At 74.3% G+C, this 21,208-nt stretch carries 22 protein-coding genes and 3 pseudogenes; 15 read left to right on the forward strand and 10 right to left on the reverse strand.

What is annotated here, in order from left to right:
* Nucleotides 1-62 precede the first annotated feature (62 nt).
* Together BJF81_RS11895 and BJF81_RS11900 are read left to right on the forward strand one after the other, a co-directional pair.
* On the forward strand, nt 63-866 hold the full coding sequence (locus tag BJF81_RS11895) for a diacylglycerol/lipid kinase family protein (protein ID WP_158068677.1): 804 nt from the start codon (nt 63-65) through the stop codon (nt 864-866).
* A gap of 14 nt (nt 867-880) precedes the next feature.
* Nucleotides 881-2,107, forward strand: coding sequence for a saccharopine dehydrogenase family protein (locus BJF81_RS11900; protein WP_075958668.1), 1,227 nt, complete (start codon nt 881-883; stop codon nt 2,105-2,107).
* On the opposite strand, the gene BJF81_RS11905 is transcribed toward BJF81_RS11900, so the two are convergent.
* The 4 genes from BJF81_RS11905 to BJF81_RS11920 form a co-directional block, all read right to left on the reverse strand.
* On the reverse strand, nt 2,076-3,293 hold the full coding sequence (locus BJF81_RS11905) for a hypothetical protein (RefSeq protein ID WP_075958527.1): 1,218 nt from the start codon (nt 3,291-3,293) through the stop codon (nt 2,076-2,078). The two genes, BJF81_RS11900 and BJF81_RS11905, sit on opposite strands and share 32 nt — an antisense overlap.
* 9 nt (nt 3,294-3,302) lie before the next feature.
* A complete protein-coding gene (locus BJF81_RS11910; protein WP_237770220.1) occupies nt 3,303-4,094 on the reverse strand; it encodes an Lsr2 family DNA-binding protein in 792 nt (263 codons plus the stop codon).
* Between the two features lie 187 nt (nt 4,095-4,281).
* On the reverse strand, nt 4,282-5,382 hold the full coding sequence (locus tag BJF81_RS11915; RefSeq protein ID WP_446740559.1) for an NAD(P)-binding domain-containing protein: 1,101 nt from the start codon (nt 5,380-5,382) through the stop codon (nt 4,282-4,284).
* The gene (locus BJF81_RS11920; RefSeq protein WP_075958528.1) at nt 5,379-6,572 is read right to left on the reverse strand and encodes an O-succinylhomoserine sulfhydrylase; all 1,194 of its coding nucleotides are present in this window, start codon (nt 6,570-6,572) and stop codon (nt 5,379-5,381) included. The genes BJF81_RS11915 and BJF81_RS11920 overlap by 4 nt, the downstream gene beginning before the upstream one ends.
* Nucleotides 6,573-7,038: 466 nt before the next feature.
* On the opposite strand from BJF81_RS11920, the gene BJF81_RS11925 reads away from it, so the two are divergent.
* Together BJF81_RS11925 and BJF81_RS11930 are read left to right on the forward strand one after the other, a co-directional pair.
* Complete coding sequence (locus BJF81_RS11925) at nt 7,039-7,839, forward strand: alpha/beta fold hydrolase (protein ID WP_075958529.1); 801 nt, start codon at nt 7,039-7,041, stop codon at nt 7,837-7,839.
* Nucleotides 7,839-8,552: a maleylpyruvate isomerase family mycothiol-dependent enzyme gene (locus BJF81_RS11930; RefSeq protein WP_075958530.1), complete on the forward strand. Its 714-nt coding sequence runs from the start codon at nt 7,839-7,841 to the stop codon at nt 8,550-8,552. Before BJF81_RS11925 ends, BJF81_RS11930 begins: the two co-directional genes overlap by 1 nt.
* Nucleotides 8,553-8,575: 23 nt before the next feature.
* Here the strand turns inward: BJF81_RS11930 and BJF81_RS11935 are convergent, their stop codons facing one another.
* The 3 genes from BJF81_RS11935 to BJF81_RS11945 all read right to left on the reverse strand — a co-directional run bounded on the left by BJF81_RS11935 (nt 8,576) and on the right by BJF81_RS11945 (nt 10,331).
* A complete protein-coding gene (locus BJF81_RS11935) occupies nt 8,576-9,295 on the reverse strand; it encodes a flavodoxin family protein (protein ID WP_075958531.1) in 720 nt (239 codons plus the stop codon).
* Between the two features lie 173 nt (nt 9,296-9,468).
* A complete protein-coding gene (locus BJF81_RS19770; RefSeq protein WP_075958532.1) occupies nt 9,469-9,732 on the reverse strand; it encodes a hypothetical protein in 264 nt (87 codons plus the stop codon).
* A gap of 56 nt (nt 9,733-9,788) precedes the next feature.
* Nucleotides 9,789-10,331: a carboxymuconolactone decarboxylase family protein gene (locus BJF81_RS11945; RefSeq protein WP_075958533.1), complete on the reverse strand. Its 543-nt coding sequence runs from the start codon at nt 10,329-10,331 to the stop codon at nt 9,789-9,791.
* Between the two features lie 119 nt (nt 10,332-10,450).
* Between BJF81_RS11945 and BJF81_RS11950 the strand changes: the two genes are divergently transcribed.
* Nucleotides 10,451-11,779: a bifunctional alpha/beta hydrolase/OsmC family protein gene (locus tag BJF81_RS11950; protein ID WP_083664189.1), complete on the forward strand. Its 1,329-nt coding sequence runs from the start codon at nt 10,451-10,453 to the stop codon at nt 11,777-11,779.
* Between the two features lie 19 nt (nt 11,780-11,798).
* Here BJF81_RS11950 and BJF81_RS11955 read toward each other — a convergent pair whose 3' ends face one another.
* Both BJF81_RS11955 and BJF81_RS11960 read right to left on the reverse strand, forming a co-directional pair.
* On the reverse strand, nt 11,799-12,083 hold the full coding sequence (locus BJF81_RS11955; RefSeq protein WP_075958534.1) for a zf-HC2 domain-containing protein: 285 nt from the start codon (nt 12,081-12,083) through the stop codon (nt 11,799-11,801).
* On the reverse strand, nt 12,080-12,622 hold the full coding sequence (locus tag BJF81_RS11960; protein WP_075958535.1) for an RNA polymerase sigma factor: 543 nt from the start codon (nt 12,620-12,622) through the stop codon (nt 12,080-12,082). Before BJF81_RS11960 ends, BJF81_RS11955 begins: the two co-directional genes overlap by 4 nt.
* A 79-nt stretch (nt 12,623-12,701) precedes the next feature.
* Here BJF81_RS11960 and BJF81_RS11965 point away from each other — a divergent pair, with 79 nt between their 5' ends.
* The 10 genes and pseudogenes from BJF81_RS11965 (at nt 12,702) to BJF81_RS12000 (ending at nt 19,984) form a co-directional block, all read left to right on the forward strand.
* Entirely contained in the window at nt 12,702-13,379 is a 678-nt protein-coding gene (locus BJF81_RS11965) for a haloacid dehalogenase type II (RefSeq protein WP_075958536.1), read from the forward strand.
* Between the two features lie 103 nt (nt 13,380-13,482).
* Nucleotides 13,483-13,890 (forward strand): annotated as a pseudogene (locus BJF81_RS21105) (alcohol dehydrogenase catalytic domain-containing protein); the annotation flags it as partial.
* 63 nt (nt 13,891-13,953) lie between these two features.
* Nucleotides 13,954-14,588, forward strand: a pseudogene (locus BJF81_RS21110) (zinc-binding dehydrogenase).
* 161 nt (nt 14,589-14,749) lie between these two features.
* A complete protein-coding gene (locus BJF81_RS11975; RefSeq protein ID WP_083664191.1) occupies nt 14,750-15,334 on the forward strand; it encodes a sigma-70 family RNA polymerase sigma factor in 585 nt (194 codons plus the stop codon).
* Nucleotides 15,335-15,518: 184 nt separating this feature from the next.
* Nucleotides 15,519-16,421, forward strand: coding sequence for a hypothetical protein (locus BJF81_RS11980; protein ID WP_143780823.1), 903 nt, complete (start codon nt 15,519-15,521; stop codon nt 16,419-16,421).
* Nucleotides 16,394-17,233: an alpha/beta fold hydrolase gene (locus BJF81_RS11985; RefSeq protein WP_237770222.1), complete on the forward strand. Its 840-nt coding sequence runs from the start codon at nt 16,394-16,396 to the stop codon at nt 17,231-17,233. Before BJF81_RS11980 ends, BJF81_RS11985 begins: the two co-directional genes overlap by 28 nt.
* On the forward strand, nt 17,230-17,412 hold the full coding sequence (locus tag BJF81_RS19775) for a hypothetical protein (RefSeq protein ID WP_237770223.1): 183 nt from the start codon (nt 17,230-17,232) through the stop codon (nt 17,410-17,412). The genes BJF81_RS11985 and BJF81_RS19775 overlap by 4 nt, the downstream gene beginning before the upstream one ends.
* Nucleotides 17,406-17,990 carry a TSUP family transporter gene (locus BJF81_RS11990; RefSeq protein ID WP_237770224.1) on the forward strand — a complete coding sequence of 195 codons (585 nt, stop codon included), beginning with the start codon at nt 17,406-17,408 and terminating at the stop codon, nt 17,988-17,990. Before BJF81_RS19775 ends, BJF81_RS11990 begins: the two co-directional genes overlap by 7 nt.
* A gap of 33 nt (nt 17,991-18,023) precedes the next feature.
* Nucleotides 18,024-18,914, forward strand: a pseudogene (locus tag BJF81_RS11995) (NAD(P)-dependent oxidoreductase); the annotation flags it as partial.
* 2 nt (nt 18,915-18,916) lie between these two features.
* Nucleotides 18,917-19,984 carry a tartrate dehydrogenase gene (locus BJF81_RS12000; protein ID WP_075958672.1) on the forward strand — a complete coding sequence of 356 codons (1,068 nt, stop codon included), beginning with the start codon at nt 18,917-18,919 and terminating at the stop codon, nt 19,982-19,984.
* A gap of 77 nt (nt 19,985-20,061) precedes the next feature.
* On the opposite strand, the gene BJF81_RS12005 is transcribed toward BJF81_RS12000, so the two are convergent.
* Nucleotides 20,062-21,195 (reverse strand): aminotransferase class V-fold PLP-dependent enzyme, encoded by a 1,134-nt coding sequence (locus BJF81_RS12005; protein WP_075958540.1) that lies wholly within the window; start codon nt 21,193-21,195, stop codon nt 20,062-20,064.
* Nucleotides 21,196-21,208 lie beyond the last annotated feature (13 nt).

Consider the following 21,208-nt stretch of genomic DNA (forward strand, 5'->3'; position numbering starts at 1 on the left):
GCCGCCGCGTCCGAGGAGCTCTACCCGGCCTGGTTCTGGTCCCAGGGCGCCGGTCCGATGCCGTGGCCGTCGCCTCCGCCGTCGAGCCCGTCCCGCGCGACGTGGTCGTCCTCGGGGGTGACGGGTCGGTCCACCGGCTGCTGCAGGAGCTGCACGACCAGCGGCTGCTGCCGGCCACGGTCGGGCTGGTCCCCGCCGGCACCGGCAACGACCTGGCCCGCTCGGCCGGGATCCCGCTGGAACCGCAGGACGCCGCCCCGGTCGCGGCGACGGGTCGTCCCGCGCCGCGCGGGCTGCTCCTCGACGACACCGGCGGCGTCGTCGTCAACGCCGTCCATGCCGGCGTCGGCGCCGAGGCGACCGCCTCCGCCGGCGAGGTCAAGGGGGTGCTGGGCAAGGCGGCCTACGCCGTCGGCGCCCTCCGGGCCGGGCTCACCACTCGCGGCTGGCACCTGCGCGTCGTCGTCGTCGACGGACGGACCGTGGCCGACGGCTCCGAGCCGGTCCTCATGGTGACCCTCGCCCTGGGCTCCTCGGTCGGCGGCGGGACCCGCGTGGCCCCGACCGCCCGTCCCGACGACGGCCTCGCGGAGGTCGTCCTCGCCCGGGGCACCTCCGCCATCGCGCGCACGAGCTTCGCCCGCGACCTGCGCAAGGGACGGCATACCCGACGTCGCGACGTGACCGTGACCCGCGGCCAGGAGGTGCTCGTCGAGGCGGTGGGGCCGCAGGACGCGTTCCACGTCAGCGTCGACGGCGACGTCCCGCCCGGCCGGATCCGTCGACGGACCTGGCGGGTGGAGCCGGACGCGTGGCGGCTGCGGGTGCCCACGGCCCCGCCGGCCACGGTGCCGCCGTCCCCATGACCGACGATGGACCCATGACGCAGAGCGCACGCGACCTGGACATCACCCTCTACGGCGCGACCGGCTTCGTGGGCCGGCTCGTCGCCGAGCACCTGGCCGCAACCGCCCCCGAGGGCGTGCGCGTGGGCCTGGCCGGCCGCTCCCTCGACCGGCTGGCCCAGGTCCGGGCGACCCTCGGTGCGCGGGCCGCCGACTGGCCCCTCGTCCGGGCCGACGCGACCGACGAGGCGAGCCTGCGCGCGATGGCCGCCCGCTCCGCGGTCGTGGTGAGCACGGTGGGGCCCTACCAGCGCTACGGCATACCCCTGGTCGTGGCCTGCGCCGAGGAGGGCACCGACTACGCCGACCTCACCGGGGAGGTGCTCTTCGTCCGCGAGGCGATCGAGCGGGCGCACGAGACCGCCCGCGGCACGGGCGCGCGCATCGTCGTCTCCTGCGGGTTCGACTCCGTCCCCTCCGACCTGGGCGTCCACCTGCTGCACCGCGCGGCGCAGGCCGACGGCGCGGGCGGGCTGACCGACACGACGCTGTGGGTGCGGCGGCTGCGCGGCGGGATCAGCGGCGGCACGATCGACTCCCTGCGCGCGCAGCTGGAGCGGATGCGGCAGGACCCGTCCCTGCGACGCGTCGTCCTGGACCCCGAGGCGCTCAGCGGCGGGGCGACCGGCGCGCCCGGCCAGCGCGACCCCTGGCGGCCGTTCGTGGAGGAGGGCAGCGGCCGGTGGGCGGCACCGTTCTTCATGGGTCCGTACAACACCCGCGTCGTCCGGCGCTCGCACGCGCTGACCGGGGGTGGCTACGGCCGGCGGTTCCGCTACCGCGAGCTGGTCCCCACCGGGCGTGGCGCGAAGGGCGCGCTGCGTGCGCAGGCTCTGGTCGGCGGGCTCGGTGCGCTCATGGGCTCGCTGGCGCTGCCGGTCGTCGGTCGGGTGGTCGACCGGCTGCTCCCCGCGCCGGGGGAGGGGCCGGACAGGGCGAGGCGGGAGGCGGGCTCGTTCCGCACCGAGACCGTCACCACCACCGAGGACGGGACCCGGTATGCCGCCACCGTCGCCGCCCAGGGCGACCCCGGCTACGCCGCCACGTCGGTGATGCTCGGGCAGGCGGCGCTGACGCTGCTCGCCACCCGCGGCTCGGGACCCGGCGGGGTGCTCACCCCCGCCGTCGCGCTCGGCGACGCGCTGGTCGAGGCCCTGCGGGGGCAGGGGTTCACCCTGGACGTACGCCGCCTCGACGCCTGATCCGCAGGACCGCCTCGACGAGGTGGGCCAGCCCGCCGAGCGCGAAGACGGCGGCGAGGACCCACCGCCACCAGTGGCCGTCCCCGGCGAGCACGCTCACCGCCAGCAGGGCCGCGACGAGCAGCTCGAGGATCCCGAGGCCGACCGCTGCCCCGGGGTGGCGCCACAGCAGCCGCTCGAGCGCCGCCCACGGCGTGCGGCCGGTCGGTTCCTCGTCGTCCAGCCCCGCCATCGCCTCGGCGACGAACTGCGTGCCCGTCGCCGCGGGCCGCAGGACCGTGCCGCCCTCCGGCTGGGGGTCGCCCGGGCGGCTCTCCACCAGCTCGGCCGCCACCGGAGGCAGGCCGAAGGCCGCGGAGACCTCGCGCAGGAAGTCCGTGCCGACGCGGTGCGCGCCGCGCCAGCCCAGCAGGACCCGGTGCTGCTCGTCGGTCATGCCCTCGGGCCGCTCCGGAGCCTCGGCCGGATCCGCCGGGTCGGCCAGCCAGGCCGCGAGGTCCACCGCCGCGGCGTCGGCGCCGTCCGGCGGGGCGGGGACCAGGCGCGGCTGGTGGTCGGCGGCCACGCGCAGGTCGGACTCCTTGGCCGAGGCCGCCCAGAGGAAGACGCGTCGCTCGCCGCGCCGGTCGAGGACGGCGAACGGGTAGCCGCCGGTGAACCGGCGCGGCGGCCCGGCCAGGACGCGCTCGGGCCCGAACCCGGTCGCCACCACCACCCAGCCGTCCACCCGGTGGGCCGTCAGCGGCATCCCGAGGTCGCGGGCGAAGGCGGCCGCGAGGACGGTGTCGTCGCCGCGGTAGGCGTAGACCACCCGGCTGTCCTCCTCCGGCCGGCGTGCGGCCTCGACGATCTCCGGGACCGGCAGCCACGGCGGCCCGACGAGCTCCTCCGGGCCCACGGCCGCGCACGTCCGCAGCTCCGCCAGCAGCTCCTCGACGAACTCCTCGACCGGCGGACCGGGCACCGGCGCGCCCGCCTCGTCCAGGAGGGCCACCCGCCCCTCGGGCGAGACCGCCAGCCGCAGCAGGACCAGGTCCCGGGTGGCCAGGGCGGCACCGGGCAGGTAGGCGGCCACGGCACGGCGGGCCGCCAGCGCCGTCAGCAGCTCCTCGTCGTCGAGGAACTTCCACGACGCGTGCGACCGGTCGCGCATGACCTCCAGCGTCAGCTCCAGCCAGTCGGTCATCCGCGCAGGCTACCGGTCCGGTCCGACGGCACGTCCGCCGCTCCGCTCGAAGGCGGCCCAGACCTCCTGGGGGATCCGACCGCGGTCGGAGACGGCATACCCCTCCTGCCGCGCCCACGCCCGCACCTGCGCAGGGGCGGGCGGCCGCGCGGACGGCAGAGGGCTCGCCTCGCCGCCGACGTGGGCCTCCTCGGCGGCATGGGTGAGCGCCGCGCCCAGGAAGCGGTAGGTCCACTCCTGGGCCAGGGACCGGTTCTCGCAGAACACGATCGGCACGGCCGGGAAGCGTGCCTGGCACTCGCCGAGGGCGTCGGCGACGACGGCAGGACGGACCCGGTCGAGCGTGAACACGGCTGAGTAGCGTTCCTCCACGACGACGGCGGCCGCGGGGAGCACGGCCAGGTCGGCCAGCACGTAGCGCATCCGGCCGCTCGTGAGGGTGGCGACCAGGTCCGGCAGCGACTTCCGCTCGACCGAGGCGACGAGCCGGCCGTCGACCTCGACGCCGTAGTCGCCGGCGACCAGCGAATGGCGGCGGGTGAGGACCTGCTGGTGGTCGAACGTCCAGGCGTAGCGCTCGTGGCTGTCGACGAGCACCTCGAGGTCGGCGACGCCGGAGGCGCGGGCCGTGGGGAGGGCGACCGCGGGCCGCGCCTGCCTCGCCGTCCGAGCGGTCTGCCAGAAGATCGCCTCGCGGCCGCCGCGGACGCGGGTGAGCACGAACTGCGAGCGGTTCTCCCGGCCGCGGGCCAGGACGAGCTCGATGCTCGCCCCGCGGCGCACGCACGAGCGGGTCGGCACGGCCTCGACGATCTCCGGGTCGCGGGGCCAGCCCGCGGCGCGGTGGCAGTAGACCTTGCCGGTGCGCGGCCAGGTGTCGCGCGCCTAGAGCACCACGCCCTCCGGCCCCAGCGGGACGCGCAGCAGGTAGGGCAGCGAGGTGCCCTCCTCGGGGTTGCGGGCGATGAGGAAGTCGTCCGGCACGAGGTCAGGGTATGCCGAGCTCGTTCGCCAGGGCGGTGACCGCCGCGCGCCCGGCCCGGTTCGCGCCGATCGTGGACGACGAGGGCCCGTAGCCGACGAGGTGCACGCGGGGCTCGTCGGCCACCTGCGTGCCCTCCATCCGGATGCCGCCGCCGTGGCCCCGCAGGCCGAGCGGTGCCAGGTGGTCCAGGGCGGCCCGGAAGCCGGTGGCCCACAGGATCACGTCGACCGCCAGCACCGACCCGTCGACCAGGCGGACCCCCTGGGGGACGATCTCGGTGAACATCGGCCGGCGGTCGAGGGCGCCGCGTTCCTGGGCCGCCCGCAGCGTGGGGGTGCGCAGCAGGCCCGTGACCGAGACCACGCTCTGCGGGGGCAGGCCCTGCCGGACCCGTTCCTCGACCATCGCCACGGCCTGCCGACCAGCGTCGGCGTCGAAGTCGTCCTCCCGCCAGACCGGCTCCCGGCGGGTGAACCAGCTGGTGGTCGTCACCCGGGAGATCTCGTCGAGCAGCTGCACGGCCGAGATGCCGCCGCCGACGACGGCCACGTGCTGCCCGACGAACTCCTCGGCCGCGACGTAGTCGGCCACGTGCAGCTGTCGGCCGGCGAAGGTCTCCTGCCCGGGGTAGATCGGCCAGAAGGGCTTGCGCCAGGTGCCGGTGGCGTTGACGACCGCGCGGGTCGAGAAGGTCCCGGCCGAGGTCTCCACCCGCAGGCGTCCGCGCGGGTCGTCGTCCTCGCGCTCCACCCGCCGCACCTTCACGGGCCGCAGCACGGGTAGGTCGAACTCGTCCTCGTAGCGGGCGAAGTAGTCCACGAGGAACTCCGAGCTCGGCGCGCACGGGTCCGGCTCGGGCACGGGCATCCCCGGCAGCTGGGCGATCCCGTTGACCGTGGCCATCCGCAGGGAGCGCCACCGGTGCCGCCAGGCGCCGCCGGGACCCTCCTCGCCGTCGAGGACGAGGTAGGTGCCGGGGGCCTTCGGGTCGTCGTCACCCTCGCCGCCCGCGGGCACGAACCCGCGCCGCCGCAGGTGGTAGGCCGTGGACAGGCCCGCCTGACCGGCACCGAGCACCAGCACGTCGAGGTGGTGCACGGTCAGCCGAACGCCGCGGCCAGGCCCCTCGCCACGTCCTCACGCAGGTCGTCCAGGTCCTCCAGCCCCACCGACAGGCGCACGGTGCCCTCCTCGATCCCGGCCGCGGCCCGTGCCTGCTCGGGCAGCCGGCGGTGGGTGGTCGTGGCCGGATGGGTGGTCAGCGACTTCGCGTCCCCGAGGTTGTTGGAGATGTCCACCACCTGCAGGGTGTTCATGAAGCGGAACGCCTCGGCCCGTCCGCCGTCGAGGGTGAAGGTGACGACGGTCCCACCGCCGGTCATCTGCCGGCGCGCGAGCTCGTGCTGGGGGTGCGAGGGCAGCCACGGGTGGAACACCCGCCGCACCCGTGGGTCGGCCTCGAGCTCGGTCGCCAGGGCCAGCGCGCTCGCGGCCATCCGCTCCACCCGCAGGGTGAGCGTCTCCATACCCTTGAGGGTGACCCACGCGTTGAAGGGGGACAGGGACGGGCCCGTGTGGCGCACGAGGGTGCGGATCGGGCCGCCGACCAGCTCGGCCGGCCCCACGATCGCCCCGCCCATCACGCGGCCCTGGCCGTCGATGTGCTTGGTCGTGGAGTAGACGACGACGTCGGCCCCGTGGTCCAGGGGACGGGAGAAGACGGGCGTGCCGAAGACGTTGTCGACCACCACGACCGCCCCGGCCGCGTGCGCGAGCTCGCTGACCGTGGCGATGTCGACGAGCTCCTGCGTGGGGTTGGACGGCGTCTCGAAGAACACGGCCGTCGCCGGCGTCGACAGCGCCTGCGCCCACTGGTCCAGGTCGGTGCCGTCGACGAACGTGGCCTCCACGCCCCAGCGCCGCAGCACCTCGTCGACGACCACGAAGCAGGAGCCGAACAGCGCTCGGGAGGCGACGATCCGGTCGCCCTGCGCGCACAGCCCGCCGAGGGTGGTGAAGACCGCCGACATGCCCGAGGCCGTCACCTGGCACGCCTCGGCCTGGTGCAGCAGCCGCAGCCGTTCCTCGAGCATGGCCACCGTGGGGTTGCCGTAGCGCGAGTACACGAACCGCTCGATCTCGTCGCCGAACGCCGCGTCGGCCTCCTCGGCGCTGGAGTAGACGTAGCCGGAGGTCGGGTAGAGCGCCTCGGCGGTCTCGTCGAACCCGCTGCGCATCAGCCCGCCGCGGACGGCCAGGGTGTCGGGTCTCCAGGCGGCGGGAGGCTGCTCCATGGGAGGTCAATCTAGGGCGCGGACGGGTCGGGGGAGCAATCCTCGGTATGCCGTCGTCCGGCCCGGTCCGCCGGTGGGCCTCGCCGGTCTGCGGGTGGGGGACGCGGATCCGAGGTCCAGCCGGGGACCGGCCGCACCATGGTCGGAGGAGGGTGGGGACCGACGAATTTTCGCCGTGCTCGCACGCCTCGCGCGATGTGAGCGACGTCACCGCAGCATCCGGCGGCCACATCCTGTCGGTGAAGCGGGAACGGGAGCATTCTTGGGGGGAGGAAGGAGAACGACCAGAGGACGTTGTCATGTGCCCCGGCTGCGCGACGAGCCTCCTGGAGGTCACGACGAACCAGCTCGCGGAGCTGCCTGCCCTGGTCGATGGGGTGCTGGCGGCCTCGCCGGTGACCCGGGACGTCCACGCCACCCCCGAGTCGTGGGAACCTGTCCTCATGACCAGGACGGACGGACCGCGATGACAGGACCGGTGCTGACGGGGCAGTGGCTGACCCCCGACCGCGGACGACGCCTGCTGGTGGTCGGTCCCTCGCTGGGGACAGGTGTCGTCGCCCTCTGGCAGGAGTGCTCCCGCCACCTGGGGGACCACGAGGTGGACGTGCTGGGCTGGGACCTGCCGGGGCACGGGGACGGGGAACCGTCCGGCGAGGTGTTCACGGTCGAGGACCTCGGCCGCGCCGTCGTCGACCTCGTGGAGCGGCACCGACCGGGAGCGCCGTTCGCGTACGCGGGGGTGAGCGTGGGTGGACTCGTCGGCCTGGCCCTGGCCACCGGCCGCGCGGGGGCGGACGACCGGCTCACGGGCAGCGCGGTCATCTGCTCGGACGCCAAGGTCGGGACGGCCGACGGCTGGCACGAGCGGGCCGCCGCCGTCCGCCGCGACGGGACGTCCAGCATGGTCGAGGGGTCCAGGCAGCGGTGGTTCGCCCCAGGGTTCGTCGAGCGGGAGGCCCGTGACACCGCGGCCCTGCTGACCAGTCTCGAGCACGCCGACGACGAGTCGTACGCCCGCGTGTGCGAGGCCCTGGCGGTGGCCGACCTGCGCCCCTGGCTCACGAAGGTGTCCGTGCCGGTGCTCGTACTGGGCGGGCGGCACGACCAGGTCGTTCCCCCCGAGTCGCAGGAGCGGCTGGCGGCCGCGATCCCGGGGGCCACGCTGGTCATCGCCGAGCAGTCGGCCCACCTCGCCCCGGCCGAGCAGCCACGCGAGGTCGCCGAGGTGCTGGCCGGCTGGCTCGACGAGGAGGCCCGGTCCTGATGGCACCGCCGCTGACCCGGTCGCTCGCCTGGGCCGACGAGGGCACCGACATCTTCGCCAGGGTCCTGTCCGGGCTCGCCGACGAGGAGCTCCGCGCGCCGTCGCGCCTCGAGGGATGGAGCCGGGCGCACGTGGTCGCGCACGCCGCGGCCAACGCCGAGGCCCTGTGCAACCTCGTCACCTGGGCGCGCACGGGGGTCGAGACGCCCATGTACGCCTCCCGGGAGCAGCGCGACGCCGACATCGAGACCGGCTCGTCCCGGCCCGCCCCGGAGGTGCGTGACTGGTTCACCACCTCCGCCGCTGCCCTGCGGGCCGACCTGGACGAGCTGTCCCAGGAGCAGTGGGAGCACCGCGTGCGCACCGGCCAGGGGCGGATGGTCGAGGCCACCGAGGTGCCCTGGATGCGGGCCCGGGAGGTGATGATCCACGCCGTCGACCTGGGGGCCGGGGTGTCCTTCGACGACCTGCCCGAGGGGTTCCTGCACGACCTGGTGGACGACGTCGTGGCGCAGCGCACGGCGGCCGTGGCCGAGGGCGGGCACCCCGTCCTCTGGCTGCACGACGAGGCTGGGGAGCGCACCTGGCGCATCGGCGAGCCCGACGACCCGCCGGCCTCGCCCGAGGCGCGGGGCACGGCCGCCGAGCTGGCGGCATACCTCACCGGGCGGGGCGACGCCGGTTCGGCGCCCGCACTGCCCCGCTGGCTCTAGCCGGTCCGGTCAGCCGTCGGTCTTCACCGGTTCCGGGTCGCGTAGCCGAACCGTTCGCCGCCCTGGAGCGCGTCCCGGTCGTTGCCGTAGGTCGGCAGGCCGCCTGCCCGGCGCAGCAGGTCGGCGGTGTGCATGAGGTTCCAGGACATGATCGTGGCGTTCGTGCGGGTGAAGTCGCTGTCGAAGCCGACCGGCACGTCGTCCTCGCGCGGGTCGCCGTAGGAGGGGCCGGGCCCGATCTCGCCGATCCATCCGACGTCGGCCTGGGGCGGGATGGTCAGGCCCAGGTGGGACAGCGCGAACAGCAGCGACATCGCGGTGTGCTTGACGCCGTCCTCGTTGCCGGTGATGACCGCCCCGCCGACCTTGCCGTAGTAAATCGACTGGCCGGCGTCGTTGAGCTGGCCGGACATGGCGTAGAGCCGCTCCACGACGCGCCGGCAGACGGAGGACTCCTCGCCCAGCCAGATCGGGGTGCCCAGCACGAGGATGTCGGCGGCCCGGACCCGGGGCCACAGGTCGGGCCACTCGTCGGTCTCCCAGCCGTGCTCGCGCATGTCGGGCTGCACGCCGGGGGCGATGTCGTGGCCGACCGCGTGCAGGCGGTCCACCGTGACGCCGGCGCCGGTCATGAGGTGGGCCACGACGTCGAGCAGCCGGCCGGTGTGGGAGCGGGCCGGGTCCGGCGTCAGGGAGCAGTTGACGAGCAGGGCGGTGAGGTCTTCGTAGCGGGGTGCGTCCATGGTGGCTCCTCGGGGTGGGTGGCGGGACCTCCCAGCCTGCCACCGCCGGCCGTTCCGTGGGGACCGGTCGGCGGTGACGGCAGGGGTCGGGTGCCTGGGGTTTCAGGGACGCCGCGTGAACGCCACGACGAGACCGAGGACGCCGCCGAAGACGAGATGGCCCATCAGGCTCATCAGGCTGGTGCCGTCGAGCTGGGCGACCGGCATGCCCAGCGCGACCGGCATGGCCAGGAGCGCGCCCAGGACCCACCAGACGACGCCCCAGCCGAGGCCGGGGACGTGGAGCCGACGAGCTGGGCGACCATGGGGATCATCCCCATCACGTGCATGAGGATGCCGAAGACCAGGCCTCCGGCCAGGCCGCCGAGCGCGCCGTGGGTGACGGAGGTCAGCAGCGGGGTGGACGTGGTGCGGGGGACGGTGGCGGTGGTGCTCATGACGGGACTCCTTCGTCGTGGGTCTTTCCCGGCCGGGGTTCCCGGTCGCTGGTGCGTCAGGCGGCGGGAGCCGCCGGCAGGTCGATCTCGGTGCCGGCGTAGTGGTTGAAGTAGTTCGTGAAGACGTTGGCCATGACGTGGGTGAACGTCTCGGTGAGCTGTTCCTCGGTCCAGCCGGCGGCCAGCGCGGCCTCCCAGGTGGCGTCCTGGACGTGGCCGGCGCTGGTGGTGGCCTCCCTGGCCAGGTCGGCGATGGTGCCCAGCCGGGGGTCGTCCAGGCGCTGGCCGGTCCGGGCCGCGACCATCTGCTCCTCGGACAGGCCCGCGCGCCGGCCGGCGGCTGTGTGCGCCGCCTCGCAGTAGTCGCAGTCGTTGGCACCGGCCACCGTCAGGGCGATGGTCTCGCGGGTGGCCGCGTCGAGCGTGCCGTGCTCGCCGAGGGCGCCGACGAGCCCGGTGTAGGCGTTGATGACCGCCGGCGAGGACGCCATGGTGGCGTGGATGGCCATGGTCCGGCCGGTCCGCCTGCTCATGGCCGTCAACGCCGCGGTCGAGGCCTGCGGTGCGGTCCGGGTGGTGACGGCGGGGATGCGCTGCACGGTGGTCCTCCTCGTTCACGGGGTTCCCGGGGATCGGGAGCCGCTCGGGACGGGAACCCGGTGACCCGCCCACCCGCTTCCCGGGTACGGTCACCGAGGAGACGACGCGGAGGTACGACGTGGGACAGACCCAGCAGCAGCGCAGCGACGGCGACCGGACGACCGTCCGGGACGTGAGCTTCCCGGGGGCGCAGGGGCACGATCTGGCAGCCACCCTCGAGCTCCCCGACGGGCGACCGCGCGGCTATGCGGTCATGGCGCACTGCTTCACGTGCACCAGCGACGCGCACGCCACGACACGCATCTCCCGGATGCTGGCCGAACGGGGGTATGCCGTGCTGCGGTTCGACTTCACCGGCCTGGGCGACTCCGCGGGCGACTTCGCCGAGACGACCTTCACCACCAACGTCGAGGACCTCGTGGCGGCCGCGCGGTGGATGGGGCGCGAGTGGGGCGAGGTCGGGCTGCTCGTCGGGCACTCGTTCGGCGGCGCGGCGGCCATCGCCGCCGCCGGGCAGATCGACACGGTCCGGGCCGTCGTCACCGTTGCCGCTCCGGCGTCGACCGACCACGTCCGCCACCTGCTGCGCGGGGCCCGCCCCAGCGACGAGGGCGAGGACCGGCTCAAGGTCGACATCGGCGGCCGCCCGTTCGTCATCGGCCGGCGCTTCCTGGACGACATCTCCGAGCAGTCCCAGGCCGAGCGGCTCGGGGCGATGGACGCGGCGCTGCTCGTGCTGCACTCGCCGCAGGACCGGGTCGTCGGGATCGAGCAGGCGGGCAAGATCTTCGCCGCGGCCAGCCACCCCCGGTCGTTCGTCGCCCTGGACGGTGCCGACCACCTGCTCTCCGACCACGCCGATGCCGAGTTCGCCGCCGGGATCATCGCCACCTGGGGCGCACGCTACGTGCCCGAGCCCACCGCCGCCGACCCTGTGGCGGAGTCGCAGGCCCCGGCGGACGAGGCGGCCCGGGCGGTGTCGACGGCCCTGGCCACCGAACCGGTCCTGGAAGGGGTGCGGGTGATCGAGCGCGACGCGGACTCGGGTTACGCGCACACCGCAGAGGCGGGACGGCACACCTGGGTCCTGGACGAGCCGACCGCCGCCGGGGGCGACGACGAAGGGCCCGATCCCTACCAGGTGATGCTGTCGGCGCTGGGCGCCTGCACCTCGATGACGATGCGGATGTATGCCCGGCGGAAGGGCTGGGACTACGGGTCCACGACAGTCACGGTGCGGCACAGCAGGATCCACGCCAGGGACTGCCAGGAGTGCGAGACCACCGAGGGACGTCTGGAGCGGATCGACCGGACCATCACCGTGGATCCGGACCTGTCGGAGGGGCAGCGGGAGGCGCTGCTGCGGATCGCCGACAAGTGCCCGGTCCACCGCACCCTGACCGGCACCGTGGAGATCTTCACCGAGCTGGGGCCTGAGGACGCCTGAGCAGGCTGGGGGTGCCGGCTCAGGACGGGGGCCCCTCCTCGTCGAGGCCTGCGACGAACCGACGCAGACGGTCCACGGCGTCCTCGTCAGGCAGGCTGGTCGGCCCCAGCGTCAGGGTCAGGGCATGGTGCAGGGCCCGGTGCTCCTGGACCACCTGCGTGCAGCGCGCGCACACGTCCAGGTGCTCCTCGAGCCGCTGCACCTCCTGCGGGGTCAGGGACGCCGAGGGGTCGGCGTCCAGGTAGCGCTGGACGTGCCTGGCGGACCAGCGGCACTCCAGCATCTGCCGCAACGACTGCTTCATGAGGATCCTCCCTGCGTCAGGACATCGGGTCCGAGCCGTCGGCGCAACCGGTCACGGGCGCGCGACAAGCGAGACATGACCGTGCCGACCGGCACTCCGAGCACGGCGGCGGCCTCGGCGTAGGACAGGTCGTGCACGTCCACGAGCAGCACAGCCGCCCGGAACCGGGGATCCAGCTCCCGGAGGGCGCGCACCAGCTGCGTGGGTAGGGTCGCGTCCAGGTAGGTCTGCTCGGAGCTGGCCGTCGTGGCCGCGCCGAACGCCGGGCGGTGACCCTGCAGCACCGACCAGTCGTCGACGAGGTCGGGGCGGGTGCGCCGCTGCATGTTGAGGTGGGTCCGGCGCAGGATCGTCAGCAACCAGGCCCGGGGGTGGCGCCCGTCGAACCGGTCCAGCGCCCGGTAGGCACGCAGCAGTGCCTCCTGGACCAGGTCCTCCGCGTCGGCGTGCCGCGACGTCAGGGAGTAGGCGACGCGCAGCATCACCTCGATCTCAGGCTCGACGACCTCCGCGAAGGTCTGCGAGCGGTCAGACCCCACGGTCCCTTGCTCGTTCCACACCGGGGTAACCCGGTGGCGGCGCCTCCTGCTTCCCGGGTGCAGGCGGTAGCGTTCCGGGATGCAGAGTCGACCAGACCTCATCGTGTTCGACGTCAACGAGACGCTGTCGGACATGAGCCCGATGGGGGAGCGGTTCGACGCCGTCGGAGCACCCGAGCATCTGGCGAGGACGTGGTTCGCCGCGCTGCTGCGGGACGGTTTCGCCCTGACCGCGGCCGGGTCGAACCCTTCGTTCGCCGAGGTCGGCAGGGACGTGCTGGGCAGCATGCTGGCCCCGCACGTGGACGACGTGGCGACGGCCGTCGAGCACGTGATGGCCGGCTTCGGCCAGCTCGGCGTGCACCCGGACGTGGTCGAGGGCGTGCGGGCGCTCGGCGAGCTGGGCGCCCCCCTGGTGACCCTGAGCAACGGTTCCACCTCGGTGGCCCGGGGGCTGTTCGAGCGTCACGGCCTGAGCGACGCCTTCGACCGGCTGCTGTCGGTGGAGGACGCCCCGCGGTGGAAGCCTGCGCCAGAGGCGTACGCCTACGCCCTCGACGTGTGCGGTGTCGCCCCGGCCGACGCCCTGCTGGTGGCCGTCCACCCATGGGACGTCCACGGTGCCCACCAGGCGGGCCTGGCGACGGCGTGGCTGGACCGGAACGGCACCGCATACCCCGCCCATTTCGCCGCCGCCGACCGGCAGGTGGGTTCGCTGGTCGAGCTGGCGTCCGTGCTGGCGGGCGCGACCGCGTAACGTCCGCTGCGCCCGGTGCCGAGCCCGCCCACGGCATGATCGGGGGCAGTCCGCCAGACCGACGAGGGAGACGATGATGACAGCCGAGTCACTGCCCACGACGATGCGCGCGGCCGTGTGCCGCGAGGACGGCCACCTCGTCCTCGAGGACCTGCCGGTGCCGCAGCCGCAGCGGGACGAGGTTCTGGTGAAGGTCACCGCCTGCGGGGTGTGCCACAGCGACCTGCACGCGCTGGACGGGCACATCGCCTTCCCGCGGCCGGCGGTGCTCGGGCACGAGATCTCCGGCACGGTCGCGGCCCTCGGACCCGGCGCCGGGCGGGACGGCCTCGCCGTCGGGCAGCCCGTCGTGGGCGCCTTCCTCATGCCCTGCGGCCGCTGCCGGTACTGCGTCCAGGGCCGGGACGACCTGTGCGAGGAGTTCTTCGCCAGGAACCGGCTGGGCGGCCAGCTCTTCGACGGCACCAGCCGGCTACGCACGACCGACGGCGAGACGGTGGCGATGTACTCCATGGGAGGGCTGGCCGAGTATGCCGTCGTCCCCGCCACCGCGGTCGCGCCCGTCCCGGAGGGGATGGAGCTCGCACCCGCCGCGGTCCTCGGGTGCGCCGGGCTGACCGCGTACGGGGCGGTGCGTCGGGCGGCCGACCTGCACCCGGGGGAGAGCGTGGCCGTGGTCGCCGTCGGTGGCGTCGGGTCCAACGTCGTGCAGCTGGCCCGGGCCTTCGGTGCCTCCGAGGTGGTCGCGGTCGACGTCGACGCCGAGAAGCTGGCTGCCGCCTCCCGCATGGGGGCGACGGTCACGGTCGACTCGCGTGACCCCGACGCCCGGGAGCAGGTCCTCGCCGCCACCGGGGGACGTGGGGTGGACGTGGCCTCGAGGTGCTCGGCCGCCCGGAGACCTTCGAGCTCGCGCTGCAGCTCCTCGCCCCCGGCGGCCGGATGGTCCCGGTCGGCCTGGGCCGCGCCGGCCAGGACGCCCCGGTGGAGATCAACCTCATGGTCCGCCGCAGCCTGCGGATCATCGCCAACTACGGCGCCCGCACCCGGACCGACCTGCCGGCGGTCGTCGACCTCGCCGACCGTGGCGTGCTGCGCTACCGGGACGTGGTGACCCGGACCTTCGACCTGGCCGACGTCGACACCGCCTACGCCGCGCTGCGGGCCGGGGAGGTCACGGGCCGGGCCGTGGTGACCATGGGGACCTGAGGGGTATGCCGCACCGCCCCGTCGAGGAACACCTCGCCGGAGCGGACGTCCCCGGTTCCCGCCGGACGCGTATCCCCACCGGTCGGCCCAACGTGTCAACCTGATGGGGTCGGATGCGACTAGTGGGCATGAGGGACGTAGCCGAAGAGGCGGTGACAGGCATGTCGCAGGCGGGGCGGGAGCCGCGTGCGCCCGCGGACGCGGACGCCGCCACCACCCCCGTCGGCCAGGTCCGGCCCGAGGCCGTGGAGCTCACGAGGGACGAGGTGGTCGAGAGCCTGTTCCGGGAGCACTACGAGGGCCTGCTGCGCCTGTCGTACTGCCTGCTGGGGGACCGGTGCAGCGCGGAGGACGTGGTCAAGGAGGCCTTTTGCTCGCTGCAGAGCCACTGGTCGACCCTCCGCGACCGGACCGCACCCCTGGGCTACCTGCGCGTCAGCGTGCTCAACCTCTCCCGCTCCCGGATCAGGACCCTCGTCAGGGAACGGTCCCGTCCCGGGTGGCTCGAGCCGAGCCCGCCACCGGACACGAGCGTGTCCGTCGTCGACCGGGACGAGGCGCACCGGCTCGTCGAGGCCGTGCGTGCCCTGCCCCGGCGGCAGTGCGAGGTCATCGTCTGCCGCTACTTCCTCGAGCTGAGCGAGGCGGAGACGGCCTCGCTGCTGGGACTGAGCACCGGGTCGGTCAAGCGCCACGCCCGCCGTGCCCGCGCGACCCTCTTGACCACCCTGGAGGAGACCCGATGAACATCGACGAGTCGCTGCGCAGCTCGCTGCAGACCGTGGCCCGCGAGGTCTCGGTCACGGACGAGGAGCTCGTGCACGCCGAGCACGGTTCGTCCACCGGCGGGAGCAGGCAACCTCACGGCGGCGCTGGAGCACGGGCCTGGTCGCGGCCGCGGCCGTCGGCGCGTTGGTGCTGGCGGGGGTCGTGGGCTGGCGAGAGCTGCAGGAGACGGCGGCGCCGCAGCCGGCGGCGCCCGTCCCCGAGCCCGTGACCGAGCTGCCGCTGGACGTGGAGAGCCTCGCGGGCGTCTGGCTGACCGCAGACTTCAGCGGCGAGCTGTGGAACTTCCACCGCAACGGCACCGTCACCCTCGTCGACCCCACCCACGAGGGGACCGACGTCGAGGGGCCGGTGTCCTACACCTTGACCCCGACGGGGATCGAGCTGCCCGAGGAGATGTGCGACTGGGCGCTCCGCCTCACCGACGACGGCCGCCTGGGTGGGCGGGTCGTCCGGACCGCCGCCTCCGACAGCCCCTGCGCGGGCGTGGACCAGATGTCCTGGATCCGGCTCTCGCCGATGTCCGAGGCCGGCGCGGACCTGGTGTGGACCGGCACCACTCCGGAGGGGAACGCCGAGAGCGCCAGGGTGCACCACGCCCCCACTGAGGTCAGAGGCCTCCCGCACGTCTCCCGCGCCTGGCTGCAGCAGGGGACCGGGCGTGTGCTCGTCGTGACGACGCCGGAGGACTCGGAGACAGGCCGCTACGTCCTCGACGACGACGGCGAGCTGCTCTCGACCCCCGACGACGTCGGCGAGGTCTCGATCGACCCCTCGGGCGACCTCGTCCTCACCAGCAGCGAGGAGTCCCTGGGGTGCCCGGCAGGGTCCACGGCCGTCCTGGCGGAGCCCGTGCTCCGCGGGACGGGCGGCACCATCCCGCCGCGCCCGCCCCCGCGCTCATGGTCAGCTCCGGCGCCTCCGAGTGCGCCGAGCACGCCGAGCTCGGCGGGGTGTGGATCAGGGTCTCCTGACCGCGTCCGCACCCCGGACCGGGCCACGTCGGTAGCATCCGCCGGGTGGACACCTTCACCCGCGACGGCCTGACCTTCGAGGTCCTCGACGCGGGCCCGGGCGACGGCGAGACCGTCGTCCTGCTCCACGGCTTCCCGCAGGACGCCACCGCCTGGGACCGGGTGACGCCCCTCCTGCATGCGGCCGGCCTGCGGACCCTCGCCCCCTCCCAGCGCGGGTACTCGGCCGGCGCCCGCCCGCGGCGCGTGACGGCATACCGGATCCCCGAGCTCGTCGCCGACGTCGTCGCGCTCCTCGACGCGGCCGGCGTGGAGCGGGCGCACGTCGTCGGGCACGACTGGGGCGGCGCGGTGGCCTGGGCGCTGGCCGCCGTGCATCCCGACCGGGTCGCGAGCCTGGTGGTGCTGTCCACGCCGCACCCGTCGGCGCTCGCCTGGGCGTTCCGGCACGCCGACCAGGGGCGCCGCAGCTGGTACATGCTCGCCTTCCAGCTCCCGGTCCTGCCCGAGCGCGGGCTCGCCCGGATGCTGCGCTCCGGTGGCCTCCGACGCACGGGGCTGCCGGACCAGGACGCGCGGCGGTATGCCGCGCGGCTGGGCCGGGCGCGCGCGCTGCGGGGTCCGCTCAACTGGTACCGCGCCGCCCTTCGGCCGGCCCGGGACGGCCGGGGCGGCCTGCGGGTCGGGCCGGTGGCCGTGCCCACGACCTACGTGTGGGGGTCCCGCGACCCCTTCCTCGGCCGGGCCGCCGCGGAACGGACGGCACGCCACGTCAGGGGGGACTACCGGTTCGTCGAGGTGGACGCCGGCCACTGGCTGCCCGAGCGGCAGCCGGACGCCGTGGTCCGCGAGGTGCTGGCGAGGGTGCGAGACTGCCGCCCATGACCCTGACGGCCCCGATGATCGCCTTCATCGTGGTCGCGATCGTCGTCGGGGCGACCCTGCAACGGGTGTCCGGCCTGGGGATGGGCCTGGTGGTGGCGCCCCTGCTCGCGGTGCTGCTGGGGGCCGGGCCGGGCGTGCTCGTGGCCAACGCCACCACCACCGTCTCCGCTTCATGCTGACCGTCGCGGTGCGGCGCGCGGTCGAGTGGCGCCGGGCGCTCCTCATCGGGGTCGCGGCGGTCCCGGGAGCCGTCCTGGGGGCCCTGCTCGTCGGGGCGCTGCCCGGCCCGGCCCTGCAGATCACCGTCGGGGCCGTCGTCCTGCTGGGCCTGGGCACCGGCTGGCTCGTCGACCACCTCGGCCGGCTCCCGCACGTGCGGCGCTGGTGGGTCACGCCCGGGGCCGGGCTGGTCGGCGGCGCCCTCAACACGATCGCGGGCGTGGCCGGGCCGGCGATGATCGTCCACGCCCGGCTGGTGCGGTGGGGGCAGGCCGGTTTCGCCGCCACCATGCAGCCGGTCTTCATGGTCATGGGCGGGCTGTCCGTGCTGGCCAAGACCTTCGTCGCCCCGGTGACGGCCTGGGTGCCGCCGTGGTGGCTGGCCCTCGTCGTCGTGGGCGGGGTGCTCGTCGGGATCGCCCTCGGCGGTGCGCTCGCGGACCGGGTCTCGGCGACCGCGGCCCGGCGCACGGCCACGGTGGTCGCGGCCCTCGGCGGTGCCGCCGCGCTGGGAAGGGGTCTTCTGCTGCTCGGGTGAGGCCCGTAGGGTGTCGGTCACCGACCCCGTGGACAGGAGCGAGCGATGAGCACGATCGCCTTCGTCGGCCTGGGGATCATGGGCAGCCCCATGGCCGTGCACCTGCAGCAGGCCAGGCACGAGGTGCGCGGCCACAACCGTTCCCCGGAGAAGACCGGGCCGCTCGTCGAGGCCGGCGGGACCGCCTGCGGCTCGGCCGTCGAGGCCGTGGAGGGTGCGGACGTCGTCTGCCTCATGCTGCCGGACGGCCCCGACGTGGAGGACGTGCTGCTGGGGGACGGGCAGGTCCTCGAGCACGCCCGGCCCGGCACCCTGGTCGTCGACTTCTCCACCATCCGGCCTGACGTCGCGCGCCGCATGGCCGACGAGGCGCGCGAGCGGGGCCTGCGCATGCTCGACGCCCCCGTGTCCGGCGGCGAGGCGGGTGCGCGCAACGCCACCCTGTCGATCATGGTCGGGGGCGAGGCGGAGGACGTCGAGACCGCGCGGCCCCTGCTCGAGGTGGTCGGGCGCACCGTCGTCCACGTCGGGCCCTCCGGCGCGGGCCAGACCGTCAAGGCCGCCAACCAGCTGATCGTCGCCGGGCACCTGCAGGTGCTGGCCGAGGCGGTCGCCCTCCTCGAGGGGTATGACGTCGAGCTGGGTCCCGCCCTCGACGTCCTGGGCGGGGGGCTGGCCGGGTCGGCGGTCCTGGAGCAGAAGCGGGCCAACATGGCCGAGCGGCGGTTCGAGCCCGGCTTCCGGGTGGAGCTGCACGACAAGGACCTGGGCATCGTGACCGGCGCGGCCCGAGAGGCCGGCGTGGTGCTCCCCGTCGGCGGGCTGCTGGCCCAGCTGATGACCTCCGCCGTGGCGAACGGCGACGGACGACTGGACCACTCGGCGCTCCTGCGCGGGGTGCTGCGACTGAACGGAAGGCTGTGACGATGGGCGAGCAGGTGAGGGTGGCCGTGATCCCCGGCGACGGGATCGGCACCGAGGTGATGGAGCCGACGCTGGGCATCCTCGAGGCGGTGGGGCGCCGGCACGGCATCACCTTCGCCTGGCAGCACCACGACTGGAGCTGCGAGCACTACACCAGGACGGGCCGGATGATGCCCGAGGACGGGCTGGAGCAGCTGGCGCAGGCCGACCAGATCCTGCTGGGGGCGGTCGGCTACCCCGGGGTGCCGGACCACGTGTCCCTGTGGGGCCTGCTCATCCCGATCCGGCGGGCGTTCCGGCAGTACATCAACCTGCGGCCGGTGCGGCTGCTGCCCGGGATCGAGTGCCCCCTGCGGCTGAAGGAGGGCACCGAGATCGACTTCCTCGTCGTGCGGGAGAACAACGAGGGGGAGTACTCCGAGGTCGGGGGCCGGATGTACCGCGGCACCCCGGAGGAGTTCGCCGTCCAGGAGTCGGTCTTCACCCGGCGGGGCGTCGAACGCGCCGCCCGCTACGCCCTCGACCTGGCCGCCTCGCGCCGCGGTGGCCTGGCCTCGGCGACCAAGTCCAACGGCATCATCCACACGATGCCGTTCTGGGACGAGGTCGTCCACGAGACCGCGAAGGACTACCCGGGCGTGGAGGTCCGCGACTACCACATCGACGCCCTGTCGGCGATGTTCGTGCTGGACCCCGGCCGGTTCGACGTCGTCGTGGCCTCCAACCTCTTCGGCGACATCCTCACCGACCTGGGCGCGGCCATCATCGGCAGCATCGGCATCGCCCCGTCGGGCAACCTCAACCCCGAGGGCGAGCACCCCTCGATGTTCGAGCCGGTGCACGGCTCGGCCCCGGACATCGCCGGGCAGGGCATCGCCAACCCGCTCGGCCAGATCTGGGCCGCCTCGATGATGCTCGACCACATGGGCCACCCCCAGGCGGCCGCCGAGCTCGTCTCCGCGATGGAGGCGACCCTCACCGGCGGGGTCCGCACGCCCGATCTCGGCGGGACGGCGAGCACCACCGAGGTCGCCGACGCGGTCCTGCAGCAGATCGGGAGCGACGACTAGGGCGACGGCTCGCCGCCAGCTGTGACACATCGATCGTCACGGCGACCGATGTGTCACAACTGAGGGGGGGGGGGCAGCTACAGCGCCAGCGCCCGGTCCAGCCCCTCGGCCAGCCGCGACACGGTCCCGTCGACGTCGCCGAGCTTGTCCAGGCCGAACAGGCCCAGGCGGAAGGTCGACCAGTCCTCCGGCTCGCCGCACATCAGCGGCACCCCGCCGGCGACCTGCAGGCCGACCTCGGCAAACTTCGCCCCCGACTTCAGACCCGGGTCGTCGGTGTGGACGACGACGACGGTGGGCGCGGCATACTCCTCCGCCGCCACGGAGGTGAAGCCGCGTTCTGCCAGCAGCGACCGCACCCGTGCGCCCAGCTCGACCTGCGCCTCGCGCAGCGCCGGCAGCCCGCGCTGGGTCCCCTCGAGCATGACCTCGAGGTTGTGCGCCAGGGTGTCGGTGGGCATCGTCGCGTGGTAGGCGTGCTTGCCCTCGACGTAGCCCTCGGAGATCGACAGCCACTTCTTCAGGTCGGCCGAGAAGCTCGTCGACGTGGTGGCGTGGATCGCCTCTCGCGCCTCCTCGTTGACCATCACGTAGGCCGCGCCGGGGCTCCCGCTCCAGCCCTTCTGGGGAGCGGTGATGAGCACGTCGACGCCGACGTCCTTCATGTCGACCCACAGCGCGCCGGAGGCGATGCAGTCGAGCACGAACAGGCCACCGGCCTCGTGTGTGGCCTGCGCCACCGTGCGCAGGTAGTCGTCGGGCAGCACGATCCCCGCGGAGGTCTCGACGTGCGCGGCGAAGACGATCTGGGGGTTGTGCTCCTTGATGGCGGCGGCGACCTCCTCGGCGGGCGGCGGCGCCCAGGGCGAGGGGGAGGTGTCCGCCGTCGGACGTGCGGTGAGCACGGTGACGTCCTCGGTGATCCCGCCCATCTCGAAGATCTGGGACCAGCGGTAGGAGAAGAAGCCGTTGCGCACGACCAGCGCTCGACGCCCGGTCGCCAGCTGGCGGGCCACGGCCTCCATGCCGTAGGTGCCGCCGCCGGGCACGACCGCCACCGCGTCCGCGGTGTAGGTGCTCCTCAGCACCTCGTTCAGCTGCTGCATCACGCCGACGAAGCGCTTCGACATGTGGTTCAGGGAGAGGTCGGTGAAGACGACCGAGTACTCCAGCAGGCCGTCGGGGTCGATGTCGGGGCGGGGAAGCGTCATGGAGGCACGATAT

The sequence above is a fragment of the Ornithinimicrobium sp. CNJ-824 genome (genome assembly GCF_001942405.1).
GTDB lineage: Bacteria > Actinomycetota > Actinomycetes > Actinomycetales > Dermatophilaceae > Ornithinicoccus > Ornithinicoccus kibberensis.